We start from the raw sequence: 25,080 nt of genomic DNA, 5'->3' as shown, positions 1-25,080 counted from the left end.
TATTCCTGCAAATGAGGGATATTCTATACTTGGGATCTTTCTATTAAGGCAAAACGAATGAGCTCGATTTACTCAGAAGAATATCAGCACGTTATCCGATTATTACGCGAAACACGCTTGGAAAAAGGCATTACACAGGAAAAACTGGCGCAAGTATTTGGCCGTCCTCAATCATTTATAGCCAAAGTTGAAAATGGTGAAAGAAGACTGGATGTCGTGGAATGTATGCACATGGCCCATTTATTGTCACTAAACCCAATCCAAATTCTAAACAAAATAAAGCTGAAAAAACCAAGTTTTAACAATAATCTCAAGTGAATATCGAGTTTATTCTTTATATTCTTCAATCAACTTGTTAACCAACTCCGTGGCAGTTGTTTGCTCTGTTCAACACATACAGCTTTGTTATGGATCTCTACGGCTACGTTACTCATGAGTTAAGACCTCTTCAATCCAATCTCAGTTATATCCAACTGACGAATACAGTTCAGTGCATACCATAAACAAAAACACCAAAAAACGTTTTAGTTTTATTGATGTTTTTAATTTAGGCTTCAACCAATGTCTATAGACTCTGAGGGCTTATTCCCACTCAATAGTCGCAGGAGGTTTACCACTGACATCATAGACCACTCTTGATATCCCTTTGACTTCATTGATGATCCGGTTAGAAACCCGGCCAAGGAAATCATATGGCAAATGTGCCCAATGTGCGGTCATAAAATCAATAGTTTCTACTGCCCGTAACGAGACAACCCAGTCATACTTGCGGCCATCCCCCATAACGCCCACCGAACGAACCGGCAAGAATACAGTAAATGCCTGGCTGACTTTATTGTACAAATCAGCCTTGTGCAGCTCTTCAATAAAGATAGCATCTGCCCGACGTAGTAAATCGCAGTACTCTTTCTTCACTTCACCCAATACACGAACACCTAAGCCGGGACCTGGGAATGGATGGCGGTTCAACATGTCATAAGGCAATCCCAACGCCAAGCCAATCTTACGCACCTCATCTTTGAACAACTCTTTCAGAGGTTCTACCAATCCCAGTTTCATCTCTTCTGGCAAACCACCTACGTTATGATGAGATTTGATAACATGGGCTTTACCTGTCGCAGATGCCGCTGATTCGATGACATCCGGATAAATAGTACCTTGTGCCAGCCATTTAACCTGAGTCTGTTTACTTGCCTCTTCATCAAAGACTTCAACAAATACACGACCAATCGTTTTACGCTTCTCTTCCGGATCATTGATGCCAGCCAGTGCAGCAAGGAAACGATCTTCGGCGGGAACATGAACAATATTTAGCCCAAATTTGCCGGTAAACATTTCCATTACCTGATCAGCTTCATTCAAACGCAACAAACCGTTATCAACAAATACACAGGTCAGACGATTACCAATTGCGCGGTGCAGCAATAATGCGGTAACAGAGGAATCAACACCACCGGATAACCCCAAAATAACGTGATCCTCACCAACCTGTTCGCGTAAGCGTACAACGGTATCTTCGATAATAGAATCAGGAGCCCACAGCGCTTCACATTGACATATATCCAGTACAAAACGTTCCAGTATGCGCTGCCCCTGACGAGTATGAGTGACTTCCGGGTGGAATTGTACGCCATAAAAACGTTTTTCTTCATTCGCTATAATGGCAAATGGACAGGTATCAGTGCTGGCGATCGTAATAAAGTCCGCAGGAATTGCCGTGACTTTATCACCGTGACTCATCCATACATCCAGTAATGGTTGACCTTGCTCATTTAATGAATCCTGAATCCCACGGAATAGTGCACTTTCCGATTTAATTCCGACCTGAGCATAACCAAATTCACGCTCAATAGAACTTTCAACCTTACCACCAAACTGCATTGACATAGTTTGCATACCATAGCAAACACCCAATACAGGAATACCCGCGTTAAAAACATATTCAGGTGCCAGTGGACTTCCCTGCTCTGTGGTGCTTTCCGGGCCACCGGAAAGAATGATACCGCTTGGATTAAAGCTGCGGATTTGTTCTTCAGTGACATCCCATGCCCAAAGTTCACAGTAAACCCCGATTTCACGGATACGACGAGCAATCAACTGAGTATATTGTGAACCAAAATCGAGGATAAGAATGCGGTGCTGATGGATATTAGTTGTCATGTGCGGGGAATTCCAAAAACAAGTAGTAAAAATAAAAAAGGTTCAGTGGCCTTATTCAGGCCACATAAATATGAATTACAAACCTAAACGGTAGTTTGGAGACTCTTTGGTAATGGTCACATCATGAACGTGGCTTTCCTGAATACCAGCACCACTAATGCGAACAAATTCTGCTTTAGTTCTCAATTCATCAATGGTTCCACAGCCTGTCAATCCCATGCAAGAGCGCAAGCCCCCCATTTGCTGATGGACAATGTTTTTCAGCAAGCCTTTATAGGCAACACGGCCTTCAATACCTTCCGGTACCAGCTTATCTGCGGCATTATCAGTTTGGAAATATCGATCAGAAGAGCCTTTAGACATCGCCCCCAACGATCCCATACCACGATAAGATTTAAATGAACGTCCCTGGAACAGCTCAATTTCTCCTGGTGACTCTTCTGTCCCTGCGAACATAGAACCCACCATAACACAAGACGCTCCCGCAGCGATGGCTTTGGCAATATCGCCAGAGAAACGAATACCACCATCAGCAATAACCGGAATACCGGTGCCTTCCAACGCTGCAACCGCGTCAGAGATAGCAGTAATTTGTGGTACACCTACACCGGTAACAATGCGGGTAGTACAGATAGAACCGGGACCGATACCGACTTTAACAGCATTGACTCCAGCCGCTACCAGCGCTTTTGCTCCTTCCCCAGTTGCCACGTTACCGCCAATAATTTGTAGATTTGGGTATTTAGCGCGGGTTTCACGAATACGTTGCAATACACCTTCAGAATGACCATGTGATGAATCAATCAGCAGAACATCAATACCAGCGGCAACCAACGCATCAATACGCTCCTCATTGCCGGCACCAGCACCAACCGCTGCACCAACACGTAAACGGCCATGCTCATCTTTACAAGCATTAGGTTTACGCTCTGCTTTCTGGAAATCTTTAACTGTGATCATGCCAAGCAGATGAAAGTTTTCATTAACTACCAGTGCTTTTTCGACACGTTTTTCATGCATTTTCTGCAATACAACTTCGCGAGCTTCGCCCTCTTTTACCGTTACTAAACACTCTTTAGGTGTCATTACAGCAGTAACTGGCTGATCCAGATCAGTAACGAAACGTACATCACGGCCAGTAATAATACCAACTAACTCATTTCCTTCAGTCACAACAGGATAACCAGCAAAACCATTACGTTCAGTTAGAGCTTGAACTTCACGCAGCGTTGTTTTAGGAGTCACAGTGACAGGATCTGTCACAACACCACTCTCATGTTTCTTCACCCGACTCACTTCTTCTGCTTGACGCTCAATCGACATATTTTTATGGATGAAACCCATTCCCCCCTCCTGAGCCAACGCAATAGCTAAAGCGGATTCAGTCACGGTATCCATAGCCGCAGATAGCATAGGAACCTTCAGAAGGATAGTGGGGGTCAGTTGAGTAGACAAGTCAGCAGTGTTAGGCAGAACAGTAGAATGGGCAGGAACTAACAGAACATCGTCAAAGGTTAAAGCTTCTTTTTTTATTCGTAACATAAGCAATATCTCACCAAGCTGCTGAAAATTTAAGGAATAAAATATTGCCGCGGCATTATACAGAACGTAATCGGTTGCCTCCAGCATTTTATTAAAAAATTTCTTGCTTACTTCATCATGAAGGTTAGTATCAGTATATTAAGTTCTTGTTTTGAAATTTGATCTTTCTCATATGTCACTACCTTTTAATACTGAAATTTTTTCTGTCAGTCGCCTCAATCAGACGATTCGACAACTGCTCGAAATGGAAATGGGCAGAATTTGGCTAAGCGCTGAAATATCTAACTTTTCTCAACCTTCTTCTGGTCACTGGTATTTCACACTGAAAGACGAACGTGCCCAAGTGCGAGCAGCTATGTTTCGCAATAGCAACCAACGTGTGACATTCAGACCACAAAATGGTCAGCAGGTATTAGTGCGCGCTGCAATTACACTTTATGAACCAAGAGGAGACTATCAGCTCATTGTTGAAAGTATGCAACCCGCCGGTGATGGCCTGTTACAACAACAGTTTGAATTATTGAAACAAAAACTCAGTGCTGAAGGATTATTTGACCAAAGCTATAAAAAACCCTTGCCATCTCCTGCTCAACAGCTTGGTGTGATTACTTCAACCAATGGTGCTGCTCTGCATGATATTTTGAATATTTTAAAGCGTCGTGATCCATCATTACCCATCATCATTTATCCAACAGCCGTCCAGGGTACAGAAGCACCGTTACAGATTATCAGGGCTATTGAATTAGCTAACGAAAGGCAAGAATGTGATGTATTGATTGTTGGACGTGGTGGCGGCTCGCTAGAAGATTTATGGAGTTTCAACGATGAACATGTTGCCAGAGCGATTTTTCACAGTGATATTCCGATAGTCAGTGCTGTAGGTCATGAAACGGATATCACCATTGCTGATTTTGTGGCAGATTTACGCGCTCCTACACCATCAGCAGCAGCTGAGTTAGTCAGCCGTAATCAGCTTGAATTATTACGTCAAATTCAATCACAACAACAACGGCTGGAAATGGCAATGGATTATTTCTTTGCCCAGAAACAACATGTTTTTAGTTTGTTATCTCATCGTTTACAGCAGCAACATCCCCATTTACGACTGGCTCGTCAGCAAAACATACTGGTCAGTTTACGCCAACGACTCACTGACAGCTTGCAACAGCATCTACGACAAAGCAATCTGGCTTATGAGAAATTGCAGCAACGCCTCTGGCATTCAGAGCCTAGTCAGCAGATCCACCAGTATAGCCAACAAATCCAACAACAGGATTTCCGGCTAAAACAAGCGATTGAACGACAACTCAGCCGTTCCAGAGAAAAATTTGCCGTTTCCTGTTCACGAATGGAAGCCGTCAGCCCACTAGCAACTCTGGCTCGTGGTTACAATATCAGTGAAACATCTGATGGAAAATTACTGAAACAAACCAAACAAGTACGTGTTGGTGATGCTCTGAAAACCCGTTTACAAGATGGTTGGATTGAAAGTGAAGTTATTAAAGTGAAGAAAAAACGCCAGAAACGGCGAGCAAATCAGGAATAATGGCATTCCCTTGCCACTTTTTCTTACATCAGAAACGAATTTCTGCACCTGCAATATAGGTACGCCCTCTGGCGGTTTGCATAGCTGAAGTTTGTTCGGTCATTAATGGAGAAGAATTTACACGATTAAGTGCTTCAGAATAGTTTTTGTTTGCCAGGTTCTGTACTGAAAATTTCAACAATACGTTTTTATTTATCTGATAATCACTATAAAGATCAACTATCGTCGGGATTTTAGGCTCTTTTTGTAGTACAACCCGCCCATCACTATCCACATTATATTGATCTGGGTCCAGTCTATGAGAATCGCCAGTGTATTTAACAATCGCACCAATACGGAATTTTTCATCAAATAAACGAACACCTGTATCCAGAGTCATAAAACTATCAGGTAATTGTGACACGGGATCAGCACCAAAATGCGCTGTAGCTGCCGAAGTTGGCTGGCGCGTTTTTTGCCAGCTATAAGCCAATTTGCTATAAAACACCCCCGCATCATAATCAGCAGCAACTTCATACCCACGTATTGTCACCGGCGTCAAGCTATTGTGATAGATATACATTTTGATGTTAGGATCGACTGTATCGTAGTTGTCCAATGAACTATCGTATTTACATGTTTTCCTGTTGCCACAAATAATCCAGATATCACTGAGAATATAATTTTTTACTTTAGAGTGATACCAGGCGGCTTTCAAGCGGAAAATATCTCCCTTAACAATCAAATCTGGGCGAAAACTATTAAAACCAATTTCATAAGTATCTGATGTTTCTCCCTTCAAAAATGGATTCATGGAACCACCACCTTCATTACTATAGAAAGTTTCCTGAATGTTTGGTGCTCTCATTGAGCGAGCATAACTGACGAATGGCTGAAATTCAGGAATAATTTCTGCTGATAGTAAAATGCCAGGATTAAATCCATGTTCTTTCAAATTCAATTCGGTTGCCCACTGAGGGAAACAAGGAATCCGCAGATCACAAGCCGGTTTATGGCCTTTAACATTGTAGTCCATATAATTAAAGGTAATATTGGCCTGATAAATCCCACGATTTATTTTCAGCCCACCATAAATACTGGCAATATCTTGTTTACCACTTGGTGCAAAGACATTATTTTCTTTTGCTTCCCTATCCGTTTTATCATATTTTTTCTTTTCTTCCTCATTTTGACCTTTACCAGAATAAGTACTATCTGTTATTTTGCTATATTCGGTTTTCATCAATTTACTGCCAAATGTTAGCTCAAAATTTGTATTGCCATAGTCGAATCGACTAATGTTACTAATATCTATTGCATCTGACTTGTTTTTGGCTCTGCTATTTATCAAATCAAAAAGTGAATCACCTTCATAACGTTGACTACTCTCACTGGTGCTGGCCAATAATTTCATATCAACCCATTCACTAAATGGTGTGTAATTGTATTTTAGATAAACATCCCGACTGTCAATATGACGGCGGGTAAATTTATTATGATAATTGCGCCCACTGAGTTCCATATCATGAAATTCGTTTGGTTTAATATTTATTTTCATTAACTGCGAATTGGGTTTTTGCTTAAATGATTTATTGGTAGCAAACTCATCACTTAATACACCGTCGCCATTCTTATAATGCGCATCAATTGAATGTCCGCTGCCAGCCAACATAGCACCTATTGAACCCTCAGAACTAAAAGCCGGTATTTTACCCGCAACCGCTATCATGCCATTATGACCAATGCCATTATCGCCATAAGTTGCTTTTGTGCGTACTCCTAGCGAATTCCCAGCAAATATTACATCATCTATGCCAATTGTGCGGAAATTAGCACTACCTACCAAGGCATTAACGCTATTTGAACCATCAGATTGACCACGGTTAACATCAACGCCCACGATAAAATTAGGATCAATTAGTGCCCCGAATTGGTTATAAGTCAAACCATGAATTGGATTCGTCGGAGATGTACCATAAAAGCTCTGGCTAACACCATCAACCATCATATTAACCCGGCCAAAGCCACTTAATCCACGGATATTTACACTCACCGTCCCCTGTCCCGGATCTATTTGCGTATAGGTTCCTGGCATACTGCGCAATATATTATCTATTGACTGAAGTTTAGTATCTTCGCCTTTAGAACTATAAGAACCGGGCCTTTCCATTGCCCGCACTTCGGCATTATCCTGCGAACCTGAAACCTTAAGACTGCTGAATTTCATTACCTTATCTGATTTCTTCTCTTGTTTTTCTTCACCATAAGCAAGCCCTTGAAGCCCAATCAACACAACACTGGCTCCTGCTATTTGTGTCATTATTCTCATTTCAATCATCCCAAATTCATAAAAATAAATTATTTGCTCACATGTCAGTCTTCAAAAAAAGAATAAAAAGATTCAGCACTGATAAATAATTATCAGTGCTTTAAATAACAAACTTATATTTATAATTTCTTTCAGTTATCTCTTAATTGTGGAAAGTATTTCTTAGCATCATCCAACATTAAAATAAAACTGTAATCCAATGCAGTATCTTTCAAACGATTAAAACGGCCTGATTTACCATCATGCCCCGCACTCATATTGGTTTCCAGTAATAAAACAGTGTCATCTTTCTTCATATCCCGTAATTTTGCGACCCATTTAGCTGGCTCCCAATATTGAACCTGTGAATCATGTAATCCACTCGTAACCAATAAATTGGGATAGCGCTGAGATTTTATATTATCATATGGGCTATATGATTTAATTCGGAAATAATCATCTTTGTTTTCGGGATTACCCCACTCTTCATATTCTCCTACTGTCAGTGGAATAGAAGGATCGAGCATGGTTGTAACAGCATCAACAAATGGAACCTGAGTAACAACACCACGATATAATTCCGGTGCCTGATTAATTACTGCTCCCATCAGCAAACCACCAGCACTGCCTCCCATAGCATAAACACGCTTACTGTCACCATATTTCTGAGCAATCAGATCCTTGGTCACATCGATAAAGTCATTAAAACTATTCATTTTATTTTCGACTTTACCTTGCAGATACCACTGCTTGCCCAATTCACCGCCACCACGCACATGCACCAATGCGTAAACAAAACCTCTGTCCAACAGACTCAATCGTGATGAGCTGAATGCCGGGTCCATACTCGAACCATAAGCCCCATATCCATATATCAATATTGGGTTATGGCCTTTTTTGAACAGTGATTTACGATAAACCAGAGAGACTGGAACTTCCACACCATCACGAGCTTTCACCCAAATACGCTGGCTCTCATAATTATGTTTATCGAATCCTTTTACTTCCTGCTGCTTAAGTAATTCCCGCTCACCTGTTTTCATATTCCACTGGAATGTTGAACTTGGTGTAGTCATGGACGAATAACCATAACGTACAAAATCAGTATCTGGCTCAGGGTTGTAATCAATCCATGCCATATAACTCGGATCATCAAATTTAATCTGTTTTTCTTGCTGTGTTTCCCAATTAATCTGACGAATTGTCGGCAATCCTTTTGTTCGCTCCTGTACAACTAACCAGTTATTGAACAATACGAAATCTTCAAGATCACTATCCTGCTGTGGAGCAATAACTGTTTTCCACGGTGTATTTATTGCATCAGTCTGATAAAGCCCATAAGTTTCATTTTCATGATTTGAACGGATGTAAAAATAATCACGGAAATGGTCTATATCATATTCCCGACCTTCTTGACGGGGAGAAAATACTTGAAGTTCAGCTTGTGGTTTATTTGCATCAATCAGTAAATATTCCGAAGTCGAAGTGCTGGTTATCGACAACATAATATAATCACGGGAAGAACTTTTAGAGAGTTCTAAGTAAAATCGCTCATCTTTTTCCTGATATATTTTCTGATCTTCAGTAGTATTTGTACCATATTGGTGACGAAATACTTGGTATGGCAACAACGTTTGAGAATTCCTGCGCACATAAAATAGTGTGTTGTTATCATTTGCCCAGACAATATCGCCAGAAGTATTGTTTATTACGCCATTATTCCACTGTTTATCATTGATCTCTTTAAAGGAGATCTGATAATTACGGCGCCCCTGAGTATCTTCGGCAATCGCAATATGTTTATTATCAGGCGTGATAGCAAAATCACTCAGTTGGTAATATTCATGCCCTTTAGCTCTTTCATTACCATCAACCAGAATCTGCCAATCTGATGAACTATCAACCGGTTTACGCTGATAAATCGGAAAATCTTTTCCAGCTTCATAAATTGTACGATAAATATACCCGTTATAAGTGTATGGCACGGATTGATCATCCTGTTTCATCCGACTAATCATTTCTTCATATAACGTATCCCGCAATTGCTCACCGGGTTTCAACATCTGTTCAGTATATTTATTTTCGGCTATCAAATGATCAATAATTTTTTGATCCTGACGATTATCATCCCTCATCCAGTAATAATCATCTGTACGAGTATCACCATGAATAATCATCTGATGTGGTTGTTTAATTGCCTTTGGTGGCATAATTCCTTCCTCTGCCGCAGCTGAACTCAACCAGCCACTTAATAAAAATGTTAACAACAGCCCTTTAGTTTTCAGGGCAAACTGCGCTTGCTGCCTTAACATAATATATACTGTCCTTAAGTCATTAAAGATATTAATTGACTAAACTAAAATCAATTGGAAGTTCTATCGTAATTTCATTGCCGTTTAAAATAATATTGGGAGGAGCTGGCAATGGCTGCGCTCTTGCCAAAACTTGTTTCGCTTCCCTGTCCAGAGAATGGGTACCTGAACGATGAACCAAAACGCTGTTAGTAACATATCCGTGTTTATCAATAGTGAACCTGACCGTAGGCCGGCCAGTGCGGTTTCTTCTCTGTGCATCCTCAGGATAGCGTTTATAACGGTTTAAATGCCCGATAACTTCAGCTCGCCATGCAGCGCCTGCATCAACAATAGCATTTGAATCACTATCATAAGAAGCAGCAACTCGCGAAGTTAGATTAACCGAAGTGGCAGTACTGCTCACAGGAGCAGCACTACTTTGAGATTTTTCACTCTCTTGTTCTTCTACCTGTTGGCGCTTTACTGGCGGTGTTTTTTTAAGCTCTTCGAGGTTCTTTTTCTGTTTTTTAAGCTTATGTACCAAAATCTGCGCTTGTTCATCTTTAATAAGCTCAGGCGCTTTAATCTCATTAATCGCACTTTCTTGTTGTCGGCTGGCAACAGAAAGTTGCTGTTCAATACCAATAGGTTGTTTTTGTACCTGATGTATCGCTTCTGTCAGTAATGAAAGCTCCATCATCACCGCCGGAGGTGACATCAATTCATCAACAGAAATTTCTTCTGACTGGTAGATAATCCATCCAGCCCAAATGAGATGAACAGCAAGAGCAAAAACAAGTCCTTTTTTAAAATGACTTGTTTGAAAGACAGGGTGTGTCAACGTTAACATTAGTTACAGCGCATAATTTTAATTATCATTTGGTAATGATAATTAATTCCATATGTTAATGAAAATTATTTTTGCATATATCGTTAACTTGCGCACATCCATGTACCAGAACCCTTTAAATACAGCCTAAAAAACAGCTAATTATGTAAAATATCTATAGTTTTTTTACTGGTGTATACCAGATATAATCAGCATGTTGACTATCCAGTACATTTGCTTTCTCAGCGAGAATCAGCACAACAAGATCCTCCCGTGGTGACAAATCTTTAATATGCAGAGGAACACCCATCACTTTCGTTGCATGGTATCCACCCGCAATCAATGTAGCAGGAACAGGTGCTTTAATTAATTGCTCTGCCATTCTGCGATCCCGCATTTGCTGAATCGTTGTCATTGCAGATAACTGTTGCTCTGTTATTTCACCACCATGGGCATCTTTAATCGTCGCTGCAATCTGTGCTTTCACATTTTCAGCAACAGAAATATTTCCCTGTAAAATAGGGGGATTGCTGTAAGCAGCCTTAATTTCACTGCGAGCCAAATTTGCAGCCAAGAGCGGATAAGGCTGATACATAAGCTCCAAGACCAGCTCACCATACAATTCCCACGGCCATCCAGCATTCCACGCCAGCAAATCTTTTATACGGCTTTCACGCACAGTAGGCTTAGTTTGCAACCAGTTTTTGACTTTGTTCACTTTTTCCTGCTGGTCAGGAGTAATCATTTCCAACAGTACCGAACCATGTTCTCTCTTGAGAAGAAGTTGCTGAACCAGCCAAAGCTCAATTTGATGATGATATGGATTATCATGTTTTTCACCCACAACTATTCGCTGATGTGAGGCCAATCGATTGATCAATTCATCAGGAGTAAGCGCGTTGCCGGTTTTAAGATCGATAACAACCCCTTGCTGGGTCAATTCCGGCGAAAGTATTTGCAGAGTTGGCTTTTGTTGTACAGATATGCATCCAGATAAGAGCAGTAAGCCACAGGTAATCAGAAAGGATTTTACAGCTGTGAATAATTTCATAATGTTCGTTATCCATATAATATTTTGCGCATCATATAGATAATAAGAATTATTTACAATAAACAGCCCGGCTCCCTACAGGAAACCGCGGCTGTTTTAATCTGCTTATTAAGATCTATCTTTACAATGGATGAGTTTGCGCTTCAACTGCTGCTAAAGCGACCATATTGACGATACGACGTACAGAAGCAATTGGCGTCAAAATGTGTACCGGTTTTGAAACTCCCATAAGAACCGGACCAACGGTAACTCCCTCCGAGCTGGTGACACGTAGCAAATTATAACTGATACGGGCGGCTTCCATATTCGGCATAATTAACAGATTCGCCGCACCTTTCAATGGACTATCTGGCATAACGTCACGACGAATACTTTCAACCAACGCGGCATCACCGTGCATTTCACCATCAATTTCAAGTGAAGGTGACATCTTATTGACCAATGCCAATGTCTGACGCATTTTCTGCGCGGAAAGACAATCTGTAGAACCAAAGCTTGAATGAGAAAGCAACGCAACTTTTGGTTCGATACCAAAACGTCGAATGGTCTCTGCGGCCATGAGAGTAATCTCGGCCAGTTGTTCAGGCGTTGGATTATTATTGACATAGGTATCTGCAATAAAAGTATTACCACTTGGCAACATCAATGCGTTCATTGCACCCGCAGTATGGACCCCCTCTCGGAAGCCAAATACATCTCTCATCACATCATAGTGTTCACTGTAACTGCCAACGGTACCACAAATCAGACCATCAGCCTCACCACGTAACACCATAATCGCCCCAATCAGGGTTGGATTACCAATAACGGCTCGGCGTGCTTGTTCAGGAGAAATACCACGACGTTTCATAATGTTATGATATTCTTGCCAATACTCTTTAAAGCGTGGATCATTCTCATTATTGACGACTTCAAAATCTTTACCCGCTTCGATATGCAGCCCTAATTTCTGGATACGCTTTTCGATAACACTTGGACGGCCAATCAAGATCGGATAAGCCAACCCAAGAGAAATCAGCTCCTGAGTCGCATGCAGCACCCGAACTTCTTCCCCTTCGGCCAGAACAATGCGCTTTTTCACTTTCTTTGCCTGAGAGAAAATAGGTTTCATAAACAAGTTCGTTTTGTAGACAAACTCATTCAGTTTTTCTATGTATGCACTAAAATCTTTAATCGGACGCGTTGCTACACCGGAATCCATAGCCGCTTTAGCCACTGCCGGGGCAATTTTAACAATCAGACGCGGATCAAATGGTTTGGGAATAATATACTCCGGGCCAAAAAACAGATCCTGATCATTATATGCAGAAGCGACTTCTTCACTCTGTTCTGCCAGTGCCAAATCAGCAATAGCGTGGACGCAGGCAAGTTTCATCTCTTCGTTGATAGTTGTTGCCCCAACATCTAACGCACCACGGAAAATAAATGGGAAACAAAGAACGTTATTAACCTGGTTCGGATAATCCGAACGACCAGTACAAATAATAGCATCAGGGCGAACTTGTTTAGCCAATGGTGGCAAAATTTCTGGCTCAGGGTTTGCCAGCGCCATGATGAGAGGATCTTTTGCCATGGTTTTCACCATATCCTGAGTCAGCACGCCAGGACCAGAACATCCCAGAAAAATATCTGCACCAGGGATAACATCACCTAATGTACGACTGCCATTATCTTCAATAGCATAGGCGGCTTTAGTTCCTTCCATATTTTCATCGCGACCACGATAAATAACCCCTTTAGAGTCACATACCACGATGTTTTCGCGTTTCAGCCCAAGCGCAACCAGTAAATTCATACAAGCAATCGATGCAGCACCGGCACCAGAAACAACCAGACGAACGGCTGAAATCTCTTTTTTCATAATCCGTAAACCATTTAGAACGGCAGCAGTACAAATAATTGCCGTGCCATGCTGATCATCATGGAATACTGGAATATTCATTTTTTCCCGGAGTTTTTGTTCAATATAAAAACATTCCGGTGCTTTGATATCTTCGAGATTAATTCCCCCAAAAGTCGGCTCCAATGCCGCAATGATGTCAATCAATTTATCAGGATCAGACTCATCTACTTCGATATCGAATACATCAATCCCTGAGAACTTTTTAAACAGTACACCTTTTCCTTCCATCACTGGCTTACCTGCCAGTGCACCAATATTCCCTAACCCTAAGACTGCACTACCGTTAGAAATCACCGCAACAAGATTGCCGCGCGCCGTATATTTGTAAGCCGCTAATGGATCTTCTGCAATTTCCAGACAAGGCGCAGCAACACCTGGTGAATAAGCTAAGGCCAAATCGCGCTGAGTTGTCAGAGGCTTGGTTGGAGTAACCATGATTTTTCCTGGTTGTGGAAACTGGTGAAAATCCAATGCACTCTGCTTTAATTTTTCGTCCATCGTCGGGTCCTTTATATACATTATCTGGAGTAAGCACAGAACCAGTATAATGGGTATGGTGTGTTAAATCATAACTTTGACAGTATTTTACCCATAAACCAGCACTTTTCTGCTCAAAAAAAACACTGGTAAATTTATCCATCAATGTCATATGCTAGGTATGGAGAATATAAACACGGAAATATTACTGACTATATAATATCATTATAATTATAATAACTTTGATAATTATAAACAATAAAAACTCTCAATATAAATTCAATTAAAATAAATTTTATAAAAGAAAACAAATTTAATAACTGGATTTATAACAAATTGATTTACAATATTATTTTTTATAGAAAAGTTATACGTTTTTTGTGAAAATTACTCATCTTCTTCTTTTACTTATCAAACTAATTTGCGCTATTTATTTTTTTATATCAGGATGTGTTTTCTGGACTTACAGAGATATCAACTTTGTAATTCAATCGGTTTTTGTGAAATTTTTTTATAGCAATTTAATTTAGGGCAGACTCATTCATTACTGCCTATTAATCGAATTAAAAGTCTGAATTTCGTGGCTTTACCTATAAGGGAGAAGGACAATGTATAACCATTCAGTGATGATAGTTGATGACCACCCTCTCATTCGCCATGGCCTGAAACAGATTGTAGAGCTCGACCGTGCACTTACCGTCACTGCGGAAGCTGACAACGGTGAAGAAGCAATAAACATTGCGTGCAAGCTCAAACCTGATGTCATTATGATAGACCTTAATATGAATGGTCTTTCAGGCGTGGACACAATTAAATCTATTCGTAGGAAAGGGATCAACTCTTATGTGCTGGTATTATCCGTTTCAGATGACCGAAACGATGTTTATGCAGCCATTGACGCTGGCGCCAATGGCTATTTACTTAAAGACAGCGATTTAGATTCGCTGTTAAGCAGTATTCGTCATGCAGCTCGTGGACAAACTGTATTTAGTGAAAAAATATATCAACATTTGGCTAACCGCCATAAACACGTTGATCCTTTATCTGAATTGACCAAGCGTGAGTTAGATGTATTAAAAGAAGTTTCCAGTGGCATGACCAATAAGGAAGTTGCTGATGTACTCTTTATTTCTGAAGAAACAGTAAAAGTACATATCAGAAACTTGTTAAAAAAACTGAACGTACGTTCCCGTTTGGCAGCAACAATTATGTATCTGCAACATAGGAAAAATGGGATAGCTTAATATTTTTATCTGAGCCGTTCTCTTAGGTTTATACCCGGGGACCGGCTCTTGCGGTTATCGTGCAACAAAATAGCCTCCACAAGACAAACTGCTCCCTCCTTTCTCAGATAATAAAAATCAGGATACCGTCTAGATAAAACTGACATTTTCCAGCATTATGTTTAGGTATTTAGACTTTTTAGGGATCTCTTATATTATGTCGGATAAACCTTCTCAATCTATCTTTACTCTCTACGGGATAAAAAACTGCGACACCATAAAAAAAGCCCGTCATTGGCTGGAAGAACAGAAAATCACTTACCTGTTTCATGATTATCGTGTAGATGGATTAAATGAAACACTTTTACAATCGTTTATTGACAAACTTGGCTGGGAATCACTGATTAATACCCGTGGCACAACCTGGCGTAAACTGACTGACCAACAGAGAGCAGCAATCAATAATGCTGATGCAGCAAAAGTGTTAATGTTAGAACAGCCCGCTCTTATCAAGCGTCCATTATTAGTTTCTGCTAAAGGCAACTGTCTGTTAGGTTATAAAGCAGATGAATATCAGCAATTTTTTGCTGAGGGATGCTGAGATGACTTGTCCTGTAATTGAACTTGCTCAACAACTCATCAAGCAGCCATCTGTCAGTCCAGACGATAAAGGTTGTCAGGATATTATGATCGCCCGTCTGCAAGCGATTGGCTTCACCGTCGAACTGATGCCTTTCGGCGATACAAGCAATTTCTGGGCTTATCGTGGTACAGGTTCAACGCTGGCCTTTGCCGGACACACCGATGTTGTTCCTGCAGGTGACGGATCTCAATGGGAACATCCACCTTTTGAGCCGACCATTCGTAATGGCATGCTATACGGCCGGGGTGCAGCAGATATGAAAGGTTCGCTGGCCGCTATGGTTGTCGCCGCCGAACGCTTTGTTACCAGTCACCCTAATCACAATGGTCGCCTGGCTTTTCTTGTTACCTCAGACGAAGAAGCAAAAGCCACCGATGGTACAGTTAAAGTAGTTGAAGCATTGATGTCCCGCAATGAACAACTAGATTATTGTCTGATTGGTGAACCCTCTAGCCAATATTGCCTCGGTGATATGGTGAAAAATGGCCGTCGTGGTTCCCTTACAGCTAATTTGACTGTCCATGGCATTCAGGGCCATGTTGCCTATCCACATTTAGCTGATAACCCGATTCACCGGGCTATTCCAGCCTTACAAGAATTGGTCAGTACACATTGGGATGAAGGAAATGAATTTTTCCCAGCGACCAGTATGCAAATTGCCAATATTCATGCCGGAACAGGCAGCCATAACGTGATCCCAGGGAATTTACAGGTTCAATTCAACTTCCGCTTCAGTACAGAGCTAACCGATAGCCAAATCCGTAAACGGGTTGAAACCATCCTAAAAAACCACGACCTGGATTACACCATTGAGTGGATATTACCAGGAGAGCCTTTCCTGACAGCCAAAGGCAAGTTAGTCGATGCAGTCGTACAAGCAATAGACCACTACTGTGGCTATAAGCCTGAATTATCCACCAGCGGCGGTACATCAGACGGGCGATTTATTGCCAAGATGGGTGCTCAGGTTGTCGAATTGGGGCCATTAAACTCAACTATTCATAAAGTTAATGAGTCTGTCAGTGCCGCAGATCTGCAACAACTTAGCCGAATTTACCAGCGTGTTATGGAGCTGCTAATCCAGTGACAACAGCAAATATGTTAACCGGCCTGACTACCGAGCATCTGGTTTCGCTCTCTGGCAACCATCAGTTGCAACCAGAAGCAGCGAAAGCTTTTTTATCCATGCAGCAGGCCGCCGCAAGCGCAGGATTTAATTTGCAACCTGCCAGCACTTTCCGCGATTTCCAGCGCCAACAGACTATCTGGAATGGCAAATTCCGGGGCAAACGCCCTGTATTGGATGAAAATAGCCAACCAATGGATATTACTCCATTAACCGAAGGTGAACTCTGTAAGGCTATTCTTCGCTGGTCTGCCTTGCCCGGTGCCAGCCGTCATCATTGGGGAACAGAGCTGGATATTTATGATCCAACCATGCTGCCGGAAAACCAGAAATTGCAACTGGAACCCTGGGAATATGAAAAAGACGGTTACTTTGAACCATTAACTCACTGGTTAACAGAGAATATGGCCCATTTTGGCTTTTATCGCCCTTTTGTCGGTAACAGTGGTATCGCCTATGAGCCATGGCATATCAGCTATCGGCCATTATCTGAACAATTGGAGAAATTGCTAACTGAACAGATTTTACTGGATGTCTGGCAACATCATGATATCGCAGGGATCGACTGGTTATCTGCTAACCTACCTTATCTATTTGAAAATTACCTCCGTATTCCACAGGAGACAACCCGATGCAATGGTTAGCTGATTACTGGTGGATTATTTTAGTTTTGCTGGTTGGCGTTTTGCTCAATGCCATTAAAGAATTACGCCGTCTGGACGTCAAAAAATTTCTGGATAATAAACCGGAACTCCCCCCTCACCGGGATCTTAATGACAAATGGGATGATGAAGACGATTGGCCTCAGAAAAAACAGTAGCCCACTCTTGCCAGTACATAGCAAGTTTTTTATCAAGGTTTACCAATGCCTGCGTGGTTTCTTGCCGCCAAAGCAATGTTAATGCCTTATACCCGCTTAACTTTAACTCAGTAACACACTGCTCAATACTCATTTCCCACTGGAGATGATTTCTCAGTGCTATCAGCGGCAAATCACAATTCAGTAACAATCGTTGCAAAGCTGGCAATGAAGCAGACAATGGCCGGTGAGCAAATGCAAAACCTGCAAGCTCCTGCCAGTCATTTTGATTAAGACGTTGATCAGCTTGATAATCAACAGGCAAGCGGAACCCAATCTGTGATTCCAGCCAATGTGCATCACGAGCAAACTGTTTTTGTGCCCGAACACAAAGTGCAATCCCTTGTTGGCTCAGTGGAAAAATTGCCATTGCGGTATAACAACCGCTGCTGGCTTCCTGATGGGTACCCATCCGTACCAATTGAAAACCGCACTTTTGCCATAACGCCCAAAGCTCCGCGGTATAACCAAAGCTAACAGAAATAAAATCCATTCCCTGCGCTTCCGCCCTTTCTCGTTGAAACGCAATCATTCCCTGAGCAATACCCTGTCTGCGACTGTTAACCTGCACAGCAACCCGGCTAATTCGCTGAGATTTCAGAACAGCCGCTTGGGATAAACCACTGTGAGCCGCTAATGATTGAGCAACCAAATTTCCTCTTGGACGACGTCTTCCCGCCCATACTTCATGTGCCAGTTCAGACGATAATCCACCTTCTTCAACCATCCACAAAGCACCGATCAAGGCATTATTTCCAAGAGCCGCAACAAATTGCATACCTTTAGCATCCAGTAAACGTCGCAAATCCAAAGGTGACGTTTTGTAGTGAGCGCGGGTTAATATGCCGTAAAACTGTTTCAACAATTCAGGCTGTTTAATCCATTGTTGCTGATGATAGACGTGATAACGAATCGCCTTATCAGAATCGTTGACAGGAATTGCATCCTTAAACAATAAAGCGTTTTCCAACCAGTTTTCCAGTGGATCATTTTCAGCCCAACGTACAGGTGCTGTCAGGCTCAGGATATGACTATCAGGAATCCCAACGCAAAATTTAAGTAAAAATCCGCGCCCTGTACCTTCATATCCCTGCACGGTTGTGGTCAACAATATTCGGGGAAAATAACTGATCAACTCAGCTAACTGAGGCATTGGAATAGCCGCGGCTTCGTCGATAAGCAACCAATCAATATCCGATACGCTATTTTGTCTACAATATTTCAGCAAATTATCTACTGCCCAGAATTGACCCTTTTCTCCTGAATAGCACCTGATAACTTCAGTTGTTGCTTTTGCTGGTGCTGTCAACCAGCAATTTCCTTGCCATTGCTGCATTAACATACCTGCAAGCGTCGATTTCCCTCGCCCTCTTGAAGCCGTAATTACCCATATCCCCTGATTTGCCCGCAAAAGTTGCGCCAAAATGGCATTCTGGCGGGCCGTTGGTTTGCCATCAGGCAACTGCCATTCTCTATATCGCGGAAATTTAGGGATGTAAAAGGGATCATTTTGCCGCCATAACAAAACTTGAGGATCGCTAACAATTTGCCGTTGAATATGCTGAATAAAGTTCGGAGTTGGAATAACACCTGATTGTTCATTCCAGCGAATACTGTCACGGTCTGGTTGATAATCCCATTGATACCAAGATGGAACCATCATTACCAACCAACTTCCTGCTTTCAATGTGCCCACTACTATCGCTAATGCTTCCGCATTAAAACCTTCAGTAGCATCAAATATTCCATGCAGATATTCCTGACCTAGTAAACCCGCCGATTTTTCTGGTAATACAGCCTTCTCTTTACGATAAGAGATCCATAACCAATCACCGGTAAATCGCTGCTGTAACTCATGAGCCTGTTGGTAGCACCAATTATGATCTCCACTCAACACCAGCAAACGACGTAATCCTTGCTGCTGCATTTCCGCCTGGATTGCACTTAATTCTAGAAACATAACTATTACGATTTACCAATCAGCAATGACAAAATCCCCGCAGCAATCAACGGCCCAACTGGAACACCTTTAAACATGGCAACACCCAGCACGGTTCCCACTAGCAAACCAGCAACAGTCGATGGTTGATTAGACATCAGGGAAACACCGCGACTACCCAACCATGAGACTAAAACCCCTATCAATATTGCCAATAACGATTTCCAATTCATAAATGAGTTGAGGACCGTTTGTACAGTGATTTTTCCACTGGCAATAGGCGCCATCACTCCCACAGTCAAAATAAGCACACCAATAGTCAGCCCATATTTTTCTACCCACGGGAAGAACTGATTCAACGGCGTTATGCGAATAACCAATAGGAACAGCATGGCAAGGGTGACGGTCATATTGTGGCTGATAATACCCAGTGCCGCCAGCACCAACAATACGAGTAAAGTAGGATCGATATGGCTCATAGACGTTAATGCCCTAATATACCCTTCATCTTTCAAGCTGCTGCTTTGTTGGCTGCTTTCACTTACCCCAGTCACATCGTTATCTATGCTCCTAGGGATGCGTTCTCTTGCCGTCTCAATGCATCTTGAAATCTATTAGGTATAGCTACCTAAACTCGATTAGGCCAGGGCGATTTTTCCTTGTATTACATTACAAAACTAATTTTTCACTTACAATATTAATAAGTATTTCTAAATAATCAACTATTCAATTCCTCACCACCATCAACAACAATTATATTACTTAAGATGCCCGGTAACCGTTTTTTTTCATCATCATCTGTTTTTCACATGAGCGCTGCATATGAGTATCCCTCGAATCAGACGACACGCCATTATAGCTACTTTTCCTGAAAGCAACAGTTGCTGAGAGCAAATAATTTCTACCCTTTCAGGATCGTTAATATCGAGTTTTATATATTCATATAGCATCAATAATTTCAAAATAATCCAGCTACTTGTAGTATAACTAAATAAAACACTAATCCCATTTTCAGCAATAAAAAGTATAATAAAAAATTCAGCCACATTGGGAAGTTATATTATTTCAGCATCACCTTTTTTATTCCTGCGAAAATTAAATTCGCAGTTAATGAGGGAAATTGTGTTCAATATGCCAGTTAAAGACTTGCCAGACTAATAACCTTTTTCATGATAAACCTTCGCTAATTCGGCTGGTTACAGTGTAAATCCAACACACATAGTCATATTCCTTATAATGATATAAAAATGCATTCGGCGACAGTAGCTCACGAATTATTCCCTCTTACTTTATCCTCCATAATAAATATTTCTGCCCCCTATTTTGTGATCATCCTCTAAATAAGCATATTTTTAACACGTCATACTTAGCCTAAACACTCAAAATACGAATTTAATTAACCAATGCATTGCAAAATGAATTCATACTGCTAATAGTGAATATCGCCTAACCATTAATCTAACCGGGGGTAAATTATGTCATGCTTTCCTACTGGATATTGGGAAAAATATCCGAATACAGCCACGGTAATCACAACATATACTTGCAATGCCGCTTGCAAAGAATGTTGTTTTGAATGTAATCCTTCAGTGAAAGCACGCCTCAGCCTGGATGAAATTAAACAATTTATTGCACATTCAAAAGCTAATTTCCCAGGACTAAAGTTAGTCGTTTTTAGTGGTGGAGAGTGTTTCCTGTTAGGCAAAGATCTCATGGAAGCTATCCGTTTTGCCTCGGAACATGGCTTATTGACCCGTTGCGTGACCAATGGTTATTGGGGAAAAAATCGGGAAAAGGCGCAAAAAATCGCCCAAGATTTAACAGATGCCGGTATCACAGAGATAAACATCAGTACCGGGAAAGATCACAGCGAATGGGTGCCAATCGACAACGTAGTTGCAGCAGCGGAAGCGTTGGCCGGGCAAAACATTACGACACTGATTACAGTGGAACAGGACACCGCAGATTCCGCCATTGCAACACAAATTACCCAAAATCCGATCATTAAACGTCTCAAAGCACAAAACAAGATTAGCTTACAGCGAAACACCTGGATGCCATTCTATGATACCAGTGAAGAACGGAAAAACGTGCCGAACCGAGATGAACAACTGACAAAAGGGTGTGATCAGGTCTTTGAAAATATCGTGCTGACACCACATGGTGAAATTTCCGCCTGCTGTGGTCTGACATTAGAGCATATCCCGGAAATGAAACTTGGTCGGTTACAAGGAGGGGATTTAGCCCAACTTTTCAAAGGGCAAGAAGAAGACTTTATGAAAGTCTGGTTACGGACAGAGGGGCCGTACAAGATTCTAAAAAAATATCGTCCACAAGATAGCAACATTAATCTGGAAAAAATCGTTCATCCCTGCCAAGCCTGTGCCTACCTACATAAGGACGAAGGAACACGCCAGAATTTATTAGATAATTATCATGGGGAAATTATTCCAGTAATCAAAAAATTTAATGCTAAGGAAAGATTGGATCTTCTGATATATCAATCAGCAGCAGAAAACGCCGTTGATTCAATATAAGGAGTGAATAATGAAACGACGTACATTTATTGGCGCAGCCGCCAGAGCAGCCATTGGTAGTGTTATACCTACCGTTAACGCAAAGGCTAACAGTAATCGTCTATTTGGAGTACCACGTTCATTACTTTCTCCGGGAGAGAATTTCCGCCAGCGCAGTCTCCATTCATCTTGCCAGAATCTACAACAACCCAAAAATGGTCGATACGCTGGTCAAAGAAACCACCCAGAGGGAAATTACCGCTTGCCTGTTTGCCGCACAAAAATGTGGTTATATTAACCTTCCAGCGACTCGGGCAGAACGCAAAGAAGTCATTGACCTCTTTACCGAATTGTCTTTAAAAATGATAACAGCATGAACAATATTACAGAATTGAATCCAAACCTTTACCCTATGGATTTCAAGGTGGATCGCGACGGCCAGGGAGCGTATCCCCGGGAGCATAGATAACTATGTCATAGAGAACTCTGTGACCGGGGTGAGAGAGTGCAGCCAACAAAGAGGCAACTTGAAAGATAACGGGTATTAGCATTACTACTAACAAATATCGCCATAATAAGGACTTTTCGACTATAAAATTTTTATTAGATGAAGTGGTAATCAAGGAAAGGAAATAATTTATTATCCTTTATGAATATTTCCACCCCCTATTTTGTGAGCAGGCTCCAAATAAACACACTTTATGCCAAGATATATTTAGCCTAAACACCCAAAATATAAATTTAATCAACTAACCTATTGCAAAATTGAGCTATCCAGCTAATAGTTAGTAGCATCTAACCTTTAATCGAACGGAGGGTGAATTATTCTATGTTTCCTCACCTAGCATGAGAATAATATCCAGATATTGTTACGGTAATCACAATATATACTGACAATGAGTATCGTTGGTAAAAAATTTTAGCTAGATAATTACGTCATGAAATTGTATCAGTGATGAAGAACTTAATAAGAAAAGGTTAAATTTCGTCTTATATATCCAATAGATTTCAAATTGCAGCTCGGCGGCAAGTGAACACATCTCTAGGAGCATAGATAACGATGTAGCTGGGGTAAGTGAAAGCAGCCAACAAAGCAACAACTTGAAAGATGAAGGGTATAACACTCAGTAAAAAAAGAATTCCGTTAACTTATAAAGGAACGAATGATGAAAAGACGTACATTTATTGGCGTAGCCGCCGGAGCAGCCATTGGCAGTGTCATACCTACCGTTAACGCCAGTACTGACAGCACTCGTCTCTTTGGCGTGCCACGTTCATTACTTTCCCCAGGAGAAGTCGAGGAAAACAAGCTGAGATTGTCAATGTCAAACGCAAAACTCCCGGTAGAAGTTTGGGAAGAGATCATCACCTATAACCGATTTTGGGAAACCATAAAACAACAACCTACTTTGGCATTAGAATATAGAGAATCACCCGAAAAAGTATTGGATGAATTCGGTATAGACAAAGATATTGTTAGCCCCGGCTCCGCTGAGGAATTACTGTTGTTTATCACTTATGATAAAGATTTAATGAATTCAGTAAAAACCAACGATTATGAAACGCTCTTTTCCCGACTAAAAACCTATGGTTTAAATGAAAAAGGCTCAAGCCTGAGAAGCCGAATCAATTATCACCTCAATCAAGACGCCAGTCTTGTTGCACATTTTAAAGAGCATATCGAATCCTATCAGCTGCAAGATACAGACAGTCCTCCTCTTATCCGGTTAAAGGAAATTCTGGAACCCTTAAACAGCGAAGACGATACCCGCATTGAGATTGCCCGCCTGGTCGTCGGAGCAAATGTGGTTGCTGCGGTTAACGTGGCTGTCGGCACCAGAGTCGTCGCGGCGGTAAATGCAGCAGCAGCGGTTAACGTAGCAGCCTATTTAAGTCTGGCAGTACAAACAGCCGTTACTGTCTGTATGGCAAATTATCTACCTAAAATTGACCATAGCGACCTCTCAACTGGCACAGCTTCTCTTCATCTTGCCAGACTCTATAACAATCAAGAAATGGTTGACACTCTGGTGAAAGAAGCTATCCGGCGGGAAATCACAGCTTGCCTGTTTGCAGCACAAAAGTGTGGTTATATTAATCTGCCGGAAACTCGCGAAGGGCGTAAAGAAGTGATTCATCTTTTTACCGAATTATCTTTAGGAATGGCAGTAGCATGAATAATATCGTGGGATTAAATCCAGACTTCAAAGTCATATTAATGAACGTCGCCATGTTCGTCCTTATTGCTCTGGTTTTTCTGCCAGTACCATACTGGCTCAATAGCAGTAATCCCAATAAATTGGTGGCAGGCATTACAACCACTCTCTTTGTCATCATCACCCTATTTGTGGGCTATCAACTGTTATCAAATAAGGCAGTAGTCAAGGAAGGGAAATTATTGATGAAGTCAGGAGTATATTCACACGAATGGACTATTTCCTCATTGCGCCGGGAAGAAGGAACTTCCCTGGACGACTTTCATCGCAGTAATGGTATACATATTATCCATTATTCATCTGGATACTATCAAAAGAAACGAAACAAATATTTTATTCTGCGTACCAGCAAACGTCCCCTGATATGTTTTAGTGCAGAAGGCAATATTGGGTTATGCATGGATGAATCTATTTTCGAAAAAATAAAGAGCGAGTTGCAAAATAAAATATAGAGTGGAGTAGCAGGATA

At 41.3% G+C, this 25,080-nt stretch carries 20 protein-coding genes; 11 read left to right on the top strand and 9 right to left on the bottom strand.

The window, feature by feature from the left end; genetic code table 11:
- Positions 1-57: 57 nt before the first annotated feature.
- Positions 58-318: a helix-turn-helix domain-containing protein gene (locus tag EAE89_RS10770; protein WP_054476215.1), complete on the top strand. Its 261-nt coding sequence runs from the start codon at positions 58-60 to the stop codon at positions 316-318.
- Between the two features lie 264 nt (positions 319-582).
- Here the strand turns inward: EAE89_RS10770 and guaA are convergent, their stop codons facing one another.
- Positions 583-2,160 (bottom strand): glutamine-hydrolyzing GMP synthase, encoded by a 1,578-nt coding sequence (gene guaA, locus EAE89_RS10765; RefSeq protein WP_054476216.1) that lies wholly within the window; start codon positions 2,158-2,160, stop codon positions 583-585.
- Positions 2,161-2,235: 75 nt separating this feature from the next.
- Positions 2,236-3,702 (bottom strand): IMP dehydrogenase, encoded by a 1,467-nt coding sequence (guaB, locus tag EAE89_RS10760; protein WP_054476291.1) that lies wholly within the window; start codon positions 3,700-3,702, stop codon positions 2,236-2,238.
- 172 nt (positions 3,703-3,874) lie between these two features.
- Here guaB and xseA point away from each other — a divergent pair, with 172 nt between their 5' ends.
- The gene (xseA, locus tag EAE89_RS10755; protein ID WP_214085794.1) at positions 3,875-5,248 is read left to right on the top strand and encodes an exodeoxyribonuclease VII large subunit; all 1,374 of its coding nucleotides are present in this window, start codon (positions 3,875-3,877) and stop codon (positions 5,246-5,248) included.
- A 28-nt stretch (positions 5,249-5,276) separates the two neighbouring features.
- On the opposite strand, the gene EAE89_RS10750 is transcribed toward xseA, so the two are convergent.
- The 5 genes from EAE89_RS10750 to maeB form a co-directional block, all read right to left on the bottom strand.
- Positions 5,277-7,556, bottom strand: a complete 2,280-nt coding sequence (locus tag EAE89_RS10750) for a TonB-dependent receptor domain-containing protein (protein WP_214085793.1) — start codon at positions 7,554-7,556, stop codon at positions 5,277-5,279.
- Between the two features lie 131 nt (positions 7,557-7,687).
- Positions 7,688-9,745 (bottom strand): S9 family peptidase, encoded by a 2,058-nt coding sequence (locus EAE89_RS10745; protein ID WP_054476295.1) that lies wholly within the window; start codon positions 9,743-9,745, stop codon positions 7,688-7,690.
- Positions 9,746-9,878: 133 nt separating this feature from the next.
- Entirely contained in the window at positions 9,879-10,679 is an 801-nt protein-coding gene (locus tag EAE89_RS10740) for a TonB family protein (RefSeq protein ID WP_214085792.1), read from the bottom strand.
- Between the two features lie 154 nt (positions 10,680-10,833).
- The gene (locus EAE89_RS10735) at positions 10,834-11,709 is read right to left on the bottom strand and encodes a ChaN family lipoprotein (RefSeq protein ID WP_054476218.1); all 876 of its coding nucleotides are present in this window, start codon (positions 11,707-11,709) and stop codon (positions 10,834-10,836) included.
- A 121-nt stretch (positions 11,710-11,830) separates the two neighbouring features.
- On the bottom strand, positions 11,831-14,110 hold the full coding sequence (maeB, locus tag EAE89_RS10730; RefSeq protein WP_054476223.1) for an NADP-dependent oxaloacetate-decarboxylating malate dehydrogenase: 2,280 nt from the start codon (positions 14,108-14,110) through the stop codon (positions 11,831-11,833).
- A 587-nt stretch (positions 14,111-14,697) separates the two neighbouring features.
- Between maeB and EAE89_RS10725 the strand changes: the two genes are divergently transcribed.
- The 5 genes from EAE89_RS10725 (at position 14,698) to EAE89_RS10705 (ending at position 17,901) form a co-directional block, all read left to right on the top strand.
- Positions 14,698-15,333, top strand: coding sequence for a response regulator (locus EAE89_RS10725; RefSeq protein WP_015833959.1), 636 nt, complete (start codon positions 14,698-14,700; stop codon positions 15,331-15,333).
- Between the two features lie 196 nt (positions 15,334-15,529).
- A complete protein-coding gene (locus tag EAE89_RS10720) occupies positions 15,530-15,913 on the top strand; it encodes an ArsC family reductase (protein ID WP_054476225.1) in 384 nt (127 codons plus the stop codon).
- Between the two features lies 1 nt (position 15,914).
- The gene (gene dapE, locus EAE89_RS10715) at positions 15,915-17,042 is read left to right on the top strand and encodes a succinyl-diaminopimelate desuccinylase (RefSeq protein WP_214085791.1); all 1,128 of its coding nucleotides are present in this window, start codon (positions 15,915-15,917) and stop codon (positions 17,040-17,042) included.
- Complete coding sequence (locus EAE89_RS10710; RefSeq protein ID WP_054476231.1) at positions 17,039-17,725, top strand: M15 family metallopeptidase; 687 nt, start codon at positions 17,039-17,041, stop codon at positions 17,723-17,725. The genes dapE and EAE89_RS10710 overlap by 4 nt, the downstream gene beginning before the upstream one ends.
- Positions 17,713-17,901 carry a YpfN family protein gene (locus tag EAE89_RS10705; RefSeq protein WP_054476233.1) on the top strand — a complete coding sequence of 63 codons (189 nt, stop codon included), beginning with the start codon at positions 17,713-17,715 and terminating at the stop codon, positions 17,899-17,901. Before EAE89_RS10710 ends, EAE89_RS10705 begins: the two co-directional genes overlap by 13 nt.
- On the opposite strand, the gene EAE89_RS10700 is transcribed toward EAE89_RS10705, so the two are convergent.
- Both EAE89_RS10700 and EAE89_RS10695 read right to left on the bottom strand, forming a co-directional pair.
- Positions 17,852-19,900 carry a tRNA(Met) cytidine acetyltransferase TmcA gene (locus tag EAE89_RS10700; RefSeq protein ID WP_214085790.1) on the bottom strand — a complete coding sequence of 683 codons (2,049 nt, stop codon included), beginning with the start codon at positions 19,898-19,900 and terminating at the stop codon, positions 17,852-17,854. The two genes, EAE89_RS10705 and EAE89_RS10700, sit on opposite strands and share 50 nt — an antisense overlap.
- A 5-nt stretch (positions 19,901-19,905) precedes the next feature.
- A complete protein-coding gene (locus tag EAE89_RS10695; protein ID WP_054476296.1) occupies positions 19,906-20,358 on the bottom strand; it encodes a DUF441 domain-containing protein in 453 nt (150 codons plus the stop codon).
- Positions 20,359-21,354: 996 nt separating this feature from the next.
- On the opposite strand from EAE89_RS10695, the gene EAE89_RS10690 reads away from it, so the two are divergent.
- The 4 genes from EAE89_RS10690 (at position 21,355) to EAE89_RS10675 (ending at position 25,063) form a co-directional block, all read left to right on the top strand.
- Complete coding sequence (locus EAE89_RS10690) at positions 21,355-22,416, top strand: radical SAM protein (RefSeq protein WP_054476239.1); 1,062 nt, start codon at positions 21,355-21,357, stop codon at positions 22,414-22,416.
- Between the two features lie 10 nt (positions 22,417-22,426).
- Positions 22,427-22,693, top strand: coding sequence for a hypothetical protein (locus tag EAE89_RS10685; protein ID WP_054476242.1), 267 nt, complete (start codon positions 22,427-22,429; stop codon positions 22,691-22,693).
- An 868-nt stretch (positions 22,694-23,561) separates the two neighbouring features.
- A complete protein-coding gene (locus EAE89_RS10680; RefSeq protein WP_149616991.1) occupies positions 23,562-24,572 on the top strand; it encodes a hypothetical protein in 1,011 nt (336 codons plus the stop codon).
- Complete coding sequence (locus EAE89_RS10675) at positions 24,569-25,063, top strand: hypothetical protein (RefSeq protein WP_054476244.1); 495 nt, start codon at positions 24,569-24,571, stop codon at positions 25,061-25,063. Before EAE89_RS10680 ends, EAE89_RS10675 begins: the two co-directional genes overlap by 4 nt.
- Positions 25,064-25,080 lie beyond the last annotated feature (17 nt).

It is taken from the genome of Photorhabdus heterorhabditis, assembly GCF_018448905.1.
Taxonomy (GTDB): Bacteria; Pseudomonadota; Gammaproteobacteria; order Enterobacterales; family Enterobacteriaceae; genus Photorhabdus; species Photorhabdus heterorhabditis.
The sequence above is the reverse complement of the archived record's forward strand: the minus strand, read 5'-3'. Positions and strand labels throughout refer to the sequence as shown.

Coding starts and splice junctions, on each gene's coding strand:
- EAE89_RS10770 (WP_054476215.1), top strand. CDS start 58: ATGAGCTCGATTTACTCAGAAGAATATCAGCACGTTATCCGATTATTA.
- guaA (WP_054476216.1), bottom strand. CDS start 2,160: ATGACAACTAATATCCATCAGCACCGCATTCTTATCCTCGATTTTGGT.
- guaB (WP_054476291.1), bottom strand. CDS start 3,702: ATGTTACGAATAAAAAAAGAAGCTTTAACCTTTGACGATGTTCTGTTA.
- xseA (WP_214085794.1), top strand. CDS start 3,875: ATGTCACTACCTTTTAATACTGAAATTTTTTCTGTCAGTCGCCTCAAT.
- EAE89_RS10750 (WP_214085793.1), bottom strand. CDS start 7,556: ATGAGAATAATGACACAAATAGCAGGAGCCAGTGTTGTGTTGATTGGG.
- EAE89_RS10745 (WP_054476295.1), bottom strand. CDS start 9,745: ATGCCACCAAAGGCAATTAAACAACCACATCAGATGATTATTCATGGT.
- EAE89_RS10740 (WP_214085792.1), bottom strand. CDS start 10,679: ATGTTAACGTTGACACACCCTGTCTTTCAAACAAGTCATTTTAAAAAA.
- EAE89_RS10735 (WP_054476218.1), bottom strand. CDS start 11,709: ATGAAATTATTCACAGCTGTAAAATCCTTTCTGATTACCTGTGGCTTA.
- maeB (WP_054476223.1), bottom strand. CDS start 14,110: ATGGACGAAAAATTAAAGCAGAGTGCATTGGATTTTCACCAGTTTCCA.
- EAE89_RS10725 (WP_015833959.1), top strand. CDS start 14,698: ATGTATAACCATTCAGTGATGATAGTTGATGACCACCCTCTCATTCGC.
- EAE89_RS10720 (WP_054476225.1), top strand. CDS start 15,530: ATGTCGGATAAACCTTCTCAATCTATCTTTACTCTCTACGGGATAAAA.
- dapE (WP_214085791.1), top strand. CDS start 15,915: ATGACTTGTCCTGTAATTGAACTTGCTCAACAACTCATCAAGCAGCCA.
- EAE89_RS10705 (WP_054476233.1), top strand. CDS start 17,713: ATGCAATGGTTAGCTGATTACTGGTGGATTATTTTAGTTTTGCTGGTT.
- EAE89_RS10700 (WP_214085790.1), bottom strand. CDS start 19,900: ATGTTTCTAGAATTAAGTGCAATCCAGGCGGAAATGCAGCAGCAAGGA.
- EAE89_RS10695 (WP_054476296.1), bottom strand. CDS start 20,358: ATGAGCCATATCGATCCTACTTTACTCGTATTGTTGGTGCTGGCGGCA.
- EAE89_RS10690 (WP_054476239.1), top strand. CDS start 21,355: ATGTCATGCTTTCCTACTGGATATTGGGAAAAATATCCGAATACAGCC.
- EAE89_RS10685 (WP_054476242.1), top strand. CDS start 22,427: ATGAAACGACGTACATTTATTGGCGCAGCCGCCAGAGCAGCCATTGGT.
- EAE89_RS10680 (WP_149616991.1), top strand. CDS start 23,562: ATGAAAAGACGTACATTTATTGGCGTAGCCGCCGGAGCAGCCATTGGC.
- EAE89_RS10675 (WP_054476244.1), top strand. CDS start 24,569: ATGAATAATATCGTGGGATTAAATCCAGACTTCAAAGTCATATTAATG.